We start from the raw sequence: 9,015 nt of genomic DNA, 5'->3' as shown, positions 1-9,015 counted from the left end.
CCCGCGTCACGGCATGGATTCTCGGGTCAAGCCCGAGAATGACGACATGTGGCCGTTGGCCCAATCTCCCCTTCCGGTCCGTCTCCGAACAAGCCGCTCCAAACCCGGCGACCGGTTTGGTTTTAAGCTGGCCTGCCGATGCTATACGCATGAAGAGCCATGAAGCCGATCCTTCGCTCTTCGAGCTTCGGATGGCAGGCCATCCCGGAGTTCCAAGAGCGAAGGGGTCGCCATTCATCCCGACTGCCAACGGGATGCAAGTCTCAACGTTCGCGATTAGCCGTAAGCTTCCAAACTTCGTCATTCCAGGGCGGAGCAAGGAGCGAAGCGACGCGCGCAGACCCTGGAACCCATGCCGTGACGTCGAGGCGTTGCAGCGGTTACAGAATTCCGCTCCGTTGTACTATATGACCCGCGTCACGGCATGGATTCTCGGGTCAAGCCCGAGAATGACGACATGTGGCCGTTGGCCCAATCTCCCCTTCCGGCCAGCCCCTCAACAAACCGCTTCAAACCCGCCGCGCCGGGCGCTACGGTCCGTCTCATGGCCCCTTCCGTCAGCCCGACCATCGCCGCGCGCCGCGACCAGATGTTTCCCGTGCTCACCGATGCGGATATCGAGCGCATGCGCCGCTTCGGCGAGGCCACGGCCTATGCCGCCGGCGATCACATCGTGACGGCCGGCACGGTCTCGCCCGGGTTGATCCTCATCCTTTCGGGCAAGGTCGACATCACCCAGGCCGGCGGGCTTGGCCCGCGCGAGCCGATCATCACCTACGGCCCCGGCAGCTTCGTCGGCGAGCTGGCGCAGCTGTCGAACCGGCCGTCGCTGGTCAACGCCAAAGCGAAGGGACCGGTAGAGGCCATCGTCATCCCCTCGCAGCGGCTGCGCGACCTGATGGTGCAGGAGGCCAATCTCGGCGAGCGGGTCATGCGGGCGCTGATCCTGCGCCGCGTCGGCCTGCTCGAAAGCGGCGCCAGCGGGCCGGTCGTGATCGGCCCGCCCGGCAATGGCGACGTGCTGCGGCTGCAAGGTTTCCTGCGGCGCAGCGGACTTCCCCATCGTGCTCTCGATTCCGACACCGACCCTTGCGCGAAAACGCTGATCGAGCGGTTCCATGTCGACCCGCACCATCTGCCGATCGTGCTCTGCCCGAACGGCAAGCTGATGCACAATCCGGGCGAAACCGAGCTCGCCCGCTGCGTCGGCCTGCTGCGGCCGATCGATGCCGGCAAGGTCTATGACGTGGCAATTGTTGGCGCCGGGCCGGCGGGGCTGGCGGCGGCGGTCTATGCCGCCTCGGAAGGGCTGTCGACCATCGTGCTCGATTGCCGCGCCTTCGGCGGGCAGGCGGGCGCTTCGGCGCGGATCGAAAACTATCTCGGCTTCCCGACCGGGATCACCGGCATGGCGCTGATGGCGCGCGCCTATAACCAGGCGCAGAAATTCGGCGTCGAGATGGTGATCCCCGACGAGGCGAAGCTGCTCGACGACGCCAGCGACGGCGCCCGCTACAGGCTTGCCATCGGCGACGGCGAGAGCGTGCGCACGCGCGCCGTGGTGATCGCCAGCGGCGCGCGCTACCGCCGCCTCGATATCGCCAATCTGGCGCAGTTCGAGGGGACCTCGGTGCATTACTGGGCCTCGCCGATCGAGGCCAGGCTTTGCCGTGACCAGGAGGTGGCGCTGGTCGGCGCCGGCAATTCGGCAGGACAGGCGGCCGTCTATCTGGCGAGCCAGGTGCGCAAGGTGACGCTCTTGGCGCGCCGCGGCAGCCTCGACGCCACCATGTCGCGCTATCTTGTCGAACGCATCGCGGCGCAGCCGAACATCGAGGTGCTGCCCGAGACCGAGGTCGCGGCGCTGGAGGGCCATGACGGCAATCTCGAAGCGCTGCGCTGGCGCAACCGGGCGAGCGGCGAAGAGACGACGCGCGCCATCCACCACCTCTTCCTGTTCATCGGCGCCGATCCGAACACCGACTGGCTGGCGAATTGCAACGTGGCGCTGGATGCCAAGGGTTTCGTGCGCACCGGACCGGAGACGACACCCGGGCACGGGCTGATGGAGACCAGCCGAAGCGGCGTGTTCGCCATCGGCGACGTGCGCTGCGGCTCGACCAAGCGGGTCGCCGCCGCCGTCGGCGAAGGCGCGCAGGTGGTCGCGGCATTGCATGCCTATCTGGCGCGGGACGGCGAATTGGCGAGGAGAGCGTGATGGATGAATGCCGGCATACGAAGGACATCAAAAAGGTCACGCCGAGCGCGCTGGGCTGCGAGGAATGCCTGAAGAGCGGCTCCTGGTGGGTGCATCTGAGGCTCTGCCGCACCTGCGGTCATGTCGGCTGCTGCGACGACTCGCCCAACCGCCACGCGACAAAGCATTTCCATGCCACGCAGCATCCGATCATCGAAGGCTACGACCCGCCGGAAGGCTGGGGCTGGGGCTTCGTCGACGAGGTTTTTGTCGACCTCGAGGGCGATACGACGCCGCAGAATGGGCCAATCCCGAAATTTGTTTGAGAGTACGCTTTCAGCGCACCGAACCCGTCACGGTCTGATCGATGGCGTCGGGCACGGATTTGCGATCGTTGCCGGCGAAGATGCCGATGAGGAGGAGGCTGAGCACGACCGGCACAAACAGGATGGCGACGCGCGCCTGCACGTAAAAGATGGCGCGCCATTCATTTCGCTTTTCGTCGTTCATCATGCTCGCTCTGTGGTGCCTCCCGGCGAGGGACATAGAGAGGAAGCGTTAAACATCTCCTTCCGATTCGGTTAACGGGCGGGAGACGATCTGCTGGAATCGCGAAGGGTAGCGCTGGCCCCCGCTCCGTCTCGGCTTCGCCGATCCACCTCTCCCCCGCCTTTGGCGGGGCGAGAGGCCCAAGCTTGCGAAGGGTCGCGGCTTCGGCATGCGTTGGAGATTGGCCGAAACGCCCATCGCGATCGTCATCCACGGGCGGAGCGGGAGCGAAGCGGACGCGCAGACCCGAGTATCCATTCCGTGACTTCCGAGCGCCGCTGCGGTGCAGACTTCTGCTCCACTGCGTTCTTCGATCAAGGTCACGGAATGGATTCCAGGGTCTGCGCGGCGCCGCTTCGCGGCTGCTCCGCCCTGGAATGACGAGGCTGAGGGGCTTCGGCTAATGCCCAGTGTTTGCACCAATTTCACACGGTGAAAGCCCTTCGGCAAACGGCGACTTTTCAAAATTCCTTGTCGAGAAAACCAACGCTCAAACGGCTTTCAGCGCAAACAACCGGCCACCGGCCGGCACGACGTCATCGATGCCGGCGAGCCGCAGGCAATGCCAGGCCATGGCGTGATTGGAGGAGGTGACGGGAATGCCGATGCGTCGCTCCAGATCGGCGACCGCCTCGGCGACGCGCAGGCTGGTGCAGGAGATGAAGATCGCCTCCAGCCCCGGCACTTCAGCCATGCGTTCGGCCGCCGCCTCGATCGAGGCGAGCGAGATGCGGGCCGCCTCGCGGTCGTCACGGCGGTCGAAGGTGGCGACGGCCGCGATGTCGAGGCCGCGTCCGGTGAAATAGCGGACCAGGCCCTGGTTGATCTCGGGCGCATAGGGCGTCAGCAGACCGATGCCCTTGGCACCCAATGCTTTGAAGGCGGCCAAGGCGCCGGTGACCGGCGTGGTGCAGGCGACGCCCTGCCGCGCCTTCCTGATCTCGGCGAAGACGGCTTCCTCGCCGAGCGTCATCGTGGCCGAGGTGCAGCCGAAGCCGACGACGTCGAGCGGGATGCTGGGCAGGATCAGGTCGACGGTGGGCGCGATGCGCGGGCCCATGGCGCGCAGCGTTTCCGGCGTGATGTCGTTGTCGTTGAACAGACGCGCCTCGTAGAAGGCGACGCCCGGAATGCGCACCAGCGCGCGGAACTCATGCTCCAGCGTCTGATCGGTGGCGAGGATCGCCAGGCCGATCGCCGCTCGCGAAGCGAGGCCGCCGTCGATCTCCGACGGCAGGACGCCCAAATCGACTGGCATGGGACCGACAGGCCCTGAAGCGGCAAGCGGCGCGGCGGCGAGATTGGCGGACATGGCGTTCCCTTTCTTGTCGGAGCGGGATCGATCCCGCTCTCAGTTCAAAAGTCCATCCATCGAAATGGCCGGCTTGCGGCCGGCGATCAGGTCGGCGGTGATGCGGGCCGAGCCATGCGACATGGTCCAGCCGATATGGCCGTGCCCGGTGTTGAGATAGAGGTTGCGCAGGCGCCGCTGGCCGAATTCGGGCAAATTGTTGGGGGTCATGGGCCGCAGGCCCGCCCACATCTCGGCGCGGTCGTAATCGGCGCCTTCGGGATAAAGCTCCGCGGTCACACCTTTCATGAAGGCGAAATCGGCCGGCTTGTGGCTGGTGTCGTAGCCGGCGAACTCGGCGGTGGCGGTGACGCGCAGCCGGTCGCCGAAGCGCGACACGGCGACCAGGTTGTGCTCGTCGATCGCGGCGATGGTCGGCGGCGCCGGCCGGTTGCCGACCGGAATGGTCAGCGAATAGCCCTTGATCGGATAGATCGGCAGGCTGATGCCGACGGTCTTGGCGATCAGCGGGCTGTAGGAGCCGAGTGCCAGCACATAGGCGTCGCCCTTGACCGCGCCCTTGTCGGTCGTCACCTGGACTACGCCGTCGCCGGACGTCTCGATGCCGGTGATGGTCGTGCCGGTGCGGATCTCGCCGCCGCGCTCGACCACCTTGGCGGCAAGCGCGCGGGTGAACTTCGCCGGGTCGCCGGTCTCGTCGGTCGGGCAATGGATGCCGCCGGCGATTTTTTCCCTGGCCGAAGCCAACGACGGATCGAGCGCGACGATGGCGTCGCGATCGAGCACCTTGATCAGCTGGCCGTCGGATTCGAGCAGCCGCATATGCTCGACGCCTTTGTCGAGCGCCTGCTGGCTGCGATAGAAATAGAGGATGCCGCGATCGTTGCGGTCGTATTCGATCGCCTCGTCGGCGACGACCTCTTGCAGGACCGATTGCGAATAGACGGCCAGCCGATGCTTGAGCAGCGTGTTACGCTTGGCCTTTTCCGCCGTGCATTCCATCAGGAACAACCATGACCAGCTGTAGAGCCGGCGGTCGGCAGAAAGCTTGAAGCGCAGCGCCTGGTCCTTCAGCACCAGCGATTTCAAGAGGATCATCGGCGCCTTGGGCGAGGACCAGACGAAGGAGTGCCCCGGCGCGATCATGCCGGCATTGCCCCAGCTGGTCTCGGCAGCGACCTGCGGCTGGCGCTCGAGGATGACGACCTCGTGCCCGTCCTTCTGCAGCTGATAAGCGGTGGTGACGCCGACAACGCCCCCACCCAACACGACCACGCGCATAGCGCCTCCGGAGATCGCAAAGTGGGGCAGTTTAGAATGTAGATTGCGGTGTGCAATGGCACACATACCGAGATGTCGGCAGGACAGCGCCCTCTCTCGTGGGCAGGGCTATCGCAAATTGCGATTCGTCATTCTAGGGCGGAGCAAGGAGCGAAGCGACGCGCGCAGACCCTAGAATCCATGCCGTGACATTGGCCATAGAATGCAACGACCCAGAATAGCCGTTGGCGATGGCGCTAGGTAAGATCGAAGCACGACAGGCTACGTCTACATGACCGCGAGCCAGAAAGGCGGCACGATCTATATCGGCGTCACCAATGATCTTGCTCGTCGGATGCCCGAGCACAAGACCGGCCAAAGCTCCAGCTTCACCAGCCGTTACGGTGTGCAGCGTCTGGTCTGATACGAGGAGTATTTCGACATCACCGACGCCATCCAGCGTGAGACATCATTGAAGCGCTGGCCACGCCAATGGAAGGTCGACTTGATCGAGAAGAGCAACCCGGAATGGTTCGAGTTGTTTCGCGGGATCGGCTGGTGAGCGTTCTGGACCGTGGCGGCTCTCAACCGTCACGGCATGGATTCTAGGGTCTGCACGCGTCGCTTCGCTCCTTGCTCCGCCCTAGAATGACGAAGGATAGGTTGGCGGGACAGAGGGGGGCGCGAAGGATCTCGGCGAAGCCGTTTAGCCAGCCAGCGCCTGCTCCAGGTCCGCGATCAGATCATCGCCGTCCTCGATCCCGCAGGACAGCCGCACCAGCGAGTCCGAAATGCCGATCGCGCCGCGTTTCTCCGCCGGGATCGAGCCATGCGTCATCAGCGCCGGGTGCTCGATCAGGCTCTCGACGCCGCCCAGGCTTTCGGCCAGGGTGAACAATTGCGTGCGTTCGAGGAAGCGTTTGGTGCCGGCCAGGTCGCGGTCGAGGTCGGCCGAGATCATGCCGCCGAAGGCGTGCATCTGCTGGACGGCGATGGAATGCTGCGGGTGGCTGGCGAGGCCGGGATAGATGACCCGGCGGACATCTTTTCGCGTTTCCAGCCATTGCGCTATTTTCAGGCCGTTGGCCGAGTGACGCTCCATCCTGAGCGCCAGGGTCTTGATGCCGCGCAAAGCGAGAAAGCTGTCGAAAGGCCCGGAGATGGCGCCGATGGCGTTCTGCAGGAATTTCAGCTGATCGGCGAGATCCTTGTTGTCGCCAACGACCGCCACGCCGCCGACCATGTCGGAATGGCCGTTGAGATACTTCGTCGTGGAATGCACGACGATGTCGATGCCGAGCTCCAGCGGACGCTGGATATAGGGGCTGCAAAACGTGTTGTCGGCGACGGTGAGCAGGCCTTTGCGCTTCGCCAGCGCCGCCACCGCTTCGAGGTCGACGATGCGCAGCAGCGGGTTGGTCGGCGTCTCGACCCAGAGCAGTTTCGTCTCCGGGCGGATCGCCGCCTCGACGGCGGCAAGGTCGGTGAAATCGGCAAAGCTCACCTCCAGGCCGGCCGAGCGCTTGCGCACCCGCTCCATCAAGCGGAAGGAGCCGCCATAGATGTCGTCGGTGGCGACGATATGGGCACCGGAATCGAGGAGCTCCAGCACGGTGCCGATCGCGGCCAGGCCGGAGGCGAAGGCGAAAGCCTTGCTGCCGCTCTCGAGGTCGGCGACCGCGCGCTCGAAGGCGAAGCGCGTCGGGTTCTGGCTGCGGGCGTACTCAAAACCCTTGTGCACCCCGGGCGACTGCTGGCCGTAGGTGGAGGTGGCGTAGATCGGCACCATCACCGCGCCGGTCAGCGGATCATGGCTCTGGCCGCCATGAATGGCGCGGGTGGAAAAGGCCAGGCGGTTCTTGCCGGTCGAGGTCATTTTGCGCGGCGCCTCAGATGGTTGATCAGGTCGATACGGGTTATCAGGCCGATGAACTCTTCGCCATCGAAGACGATGGCGACCTCGTTGCGGTCGAAGACCGGCAGCAGTGTGTCGAGCGTCTGGCTGGCCTGCAGCGTGTGCAGGTTGGACGTCATGGCCGATCGCACCGGGCCGTTGAAGCGGTCCCAGCGGCCGTCATAGGGACCATCGACCTTGGCCAGGATGTCGCTCTCGTCGACGATGCCGACCAGCCTGCCCTCGTCCAGCACCGGCAGCTGCGAGACGTCGGAGCGGCGCATGCGGCCATAGGCGTTGAGCAGGCTTTCGTCCGGCCCGACGGTCACGATGTCGCCGGTGCGCGGCGAGCGCATGACCAGGTCGCGCAGGTCACCATGCTGTTCCTGGTCGGCGAGGCCCTGCTCGGCCAGCCAGATATCGTCGAAGACCTTCGACAGATATTTGTTGCCGCTGTCGCAGACCAAGGTGACGACGCGTTTTGGCACCGTCTGCTCGCGGCAATAGCGAAGTGCGGCCGACAACAGCGTGCCGGAGGACGAGCCGGCCAGGATGCCTTCGCGCGACAACAGATCGCGCACCGCCAGCATGCTCTGCTTGTCGGGAATGGAATAGGCCTTTTTCACCAGCGACAGGTCGGCATTGGGCGGCACGAAATCCTCACCGATGCCTTCGACCGTCCAGCTGCCGGCCTCTTCCATCTTGCCGGTCTTGATCAGCGGCGCCAGCACCGATCCAACCGGATCGGCGAGCACCATCTCGGTCTTCGGCGAGTGTTTCGCAAAATAGCGGCCGAGGCCGGTCAGCGTGCCGCCGGAGCCGACGCCGACGACCACCGCGTCGACATCGCCTTCGAGCTGCGAAAAGATTTCCGGTCCGGTGGTCGTCTCATGCGCCAGCGGATTGGCGGGATTGGCGAACTGGTTGGCATAGAAGGCGCCGGGCAGTTCGGCGGCGATCTTCTCGGCCATGTCCTGGTAATATTCGGGATGGCCCTTGCCGACGTCGGAGCGGGTCATGCGCACCTCGGCGCCGAGCGCGCGCAGATGCTGGATTTTTTCGCGCGACATCTTGTCGGGCACGACGAGGATGATCCGGTAGCCTTTCGGGATGCCGACCTGGGCCAGGCCGAGGCCGGTGTTGCCGGCGGTCGCTTCGACGATCGTGCCGCCACGCTTCAGCACACCCGATTTCTCGGCCGCCGCGATCATCGACAGCGCGATGCGGTCCTTGATCGATCCGCCGGGATTCTGGCTTTCGAGCTTGATGAACAACCGGCACTTGCCGGTGTCGAATTTGGTCAGCTCGACGACCGGCGTCTGGCCGATCAGGTCGAGCACCGAGGCGTAAGGCGGACGCAATCTCGACAGATTGGCGTCCACGCCGCCGGGCGCCGGTTGTCTCTGCTCGCTCATCTCAGATGCTCCATGGAAGCAGTTCGATGCGGGTGTCGCAATCTCGCGCGCATCCTTGTTGGATCATGATCTTTTCCAAAAACCGGTTCCCACTTTTTGGGATCATGCTCTAGCCGCCGGAATCCATTCCGGTTTCGCGGATCGCGCGAGGTGTCTTTTCAAGCCCTTTTCGTCTGGAAAGAAGATAGATCGTGCCAATCCGACGGCGAGTGGGGGAATGGAATTTCACGGGGTGTGCGCTCTATCGCCTCTCCTGTTGAACTTGGCGGGACAGCGCCCCCCTCTGTCCTGCCGGACATCTCCCCCACCTTGGCAGGGCTATCGCATATGAGTGATCGCATTGATGAGATAGTCGTCGTTCCAGGCGCATTTCTTGATGCGATGGCTG

At 64.6% G+C, this 9,015-nt stretch carries 7 protein-coding genes and 1 pseudogene; 3 read left to right on the top strand and 5 right to left on the bottom strand.

All coding sequences use genetic code 11. From position 1 onward, the window contains the following. The first annotated feature begins 544 nt into the window (after positions 1–544). Together FJ424_RS33120 and FJ424_RS33115 are read left to right on the top strand one after the other, a co-directional pair. Positions 545–2,218, top strand: coding sequence for a cyclic nucleotide-binding domain-containing thioredoxin-disulfide reductase (locus FJ424_RS33120; RefSeq protein WP_140659970.1), 1,674 nt, complete (start codon positions 545–547; stop codon positions 2,216–2,218). Beyond that, positions 2,218–2,523: a UBP-type zinc finger domain-containing protein gene (locus FJ424_RS33115; RefSeq protein ID WP_140659971.1), complete on the top strand. Its 306-nt coding sequence runs from the start codon at positions 2,218–2,220 to the stop codon at positions 2,521–2,523. The genes FJ424_RS33120 and FJ424_RS33115 overlap by 1 nt, the downstream gene beginning before the upstream one ends. 10 nt (positions 2,524–2,533) lie before the next feature. Here the strand turns inward: FJ424_RS33115 and FJ424_RS33110 are convergent, their stop codons facing one another. The 3 genes from FJ424_RS33110 to FJ424_RS33100 form a co-directional block, all read right to left on the bottom strand. Then, positions 2,534–2,710 (bottom strand): hypothetical protein, encoded by a 177-nt coding sequence (locus tag FJ424_RS33110; protein WP_140645956.1) that lies wholly within the window; start codon positions 2,708–2,710, stop codon positions 2,534–2,536. Positions 2,711–3,236: 526 nt separating this feature from the next. Next, positions 3,237–4,058: an aspartate/glutamate racemase family protein gene (locus FJ424_RS33105; protein WP_140659972.1), complete on the bottom strand. Its 822-nt coding sequence runs from the start codon at positions 4,056–4,058 to the stop codon at positions 3,237–3,239. A gap of 39 nt (positions 4,059–4,097) precedes the next feature. Next, the gene (locus FJ424_RS33100) at positions 4,098–5,339 is read right to left on the bottom strand and encodes a D-amino acid dehydrogenase (protein ID WP_140659973.1); all 1,242 of its coding nucleotides are present in this window, start codon (positions 5,337–5,339) and stop codon (positions 4,098–4,100) included. 271 nt (positions 5,340–5,610) lie between these two features. On the opposite strand from FJ424_RS33100, the pseudogene FJ424_RS33095 reads away from it, so the two are divergent. After that, positions 5,611–5,880: pseudogene (locus tag FJ424_RS33095) on the top strand (GIY-YIG nuclease family protein). Positions 5,881–6,024: 144 nt separating this feature from the next. Here the strand turns inward: FJ424_RS33095 and FJ424_RS33090 are convergent. Then, the gene (locus FJ424_RS33090; RefSeq protein WP_140659974.1) at positions 6,025–7,194 is read right to left on the bottom strand and encodes a cystathionine gamma-synthase; all 1,170 of its coding nucleotides are present in this window, start codon (positions 7,192–7,194) and stop codon (positions 6,025–6,027) included. Beyond that, a complete protein-coding gene (locus tag FJ424_RS33085; protein ID WP_140659975.1) occupies positions 7,191–8,627 on the bottom strand; it encodes a pyridoxal-phosphate dependent enzyme in 1,437 nt (478 codons plus the stop codon). Before FJ424_RS33085 ends, FJ424_RS33090 begins: the two co-directional genes overlap by 4 nt. Positions 8,628–9,015 lie beyond the last annotated feature (388 nt).

Source organism: Mesorhizobium sp. B3-1-8 (assembly GCF_006439495.1).
In the GTDB taxonomy this organism is placed as follows: Bacteria; Pseudomonadota; Alphaproteobacteria; order Rhizobiales; family Rhizobiaceae; genus Mesorhizobium.
This window is presented reverse-complemented; position numbering and strand designations above follow the sequence as displayed.

Excerpts from the sequence above, each read along its gene's own strand:
- FJ424_RS33120 (WP_140659970.1), top strand. The coding sequence starts at position 545 with ATGGCCCCTTCCGTCAGCCCGACCATCGCCGCGCGCCGCGACCAGATG.
- FJ424_RS33115 (WP_140659971.1), top strand. The coding sequence starts at position 2,218 with ATGGATGAATGCCGGCATACGAAGGACATCAAAAAGGTCACGCCGAGC.
- FJ424_RS33110 (WP_140645956.1), bottom strand. The coding sequence starts at position 2,710 with ATGATGAACGACGAAAAGCGAAATGAATGGCGCGCCATCTTTTACGTG.
- FJ424_RS33105 (WP_140659972.1), bottom strand. The coding sequence starts at position 4,058 with ATGTCCGCCAATCTCGCCGCCGCGCCGCTTGCCGCTTCAGGGCCTGTC.
- FJ424_RS33100 (WP_140659973.1), bottom strand. The coding sequence starts at position 5,339 with ATGCGCGTGGTCGTGTTGGGTGGGGGCGTTGTCGGCGTCACCACCGCT.
- FJ424_RS33090 (WP_140659974.1), bottom strand. The coding sequence starts at position 7,194 with ATGACCTCGACCGGCAAGAACCGCCTGGCCTTTTCCACCCGCGCCATT.
- FJ424_RS33085 (WP_140659975.1), bottom strand. The coding sequence starts at position 8,627 with ATGAGCGAGCAGAGACAACCGGCGCCCGGCGGCGTGGACGCCAATCTG.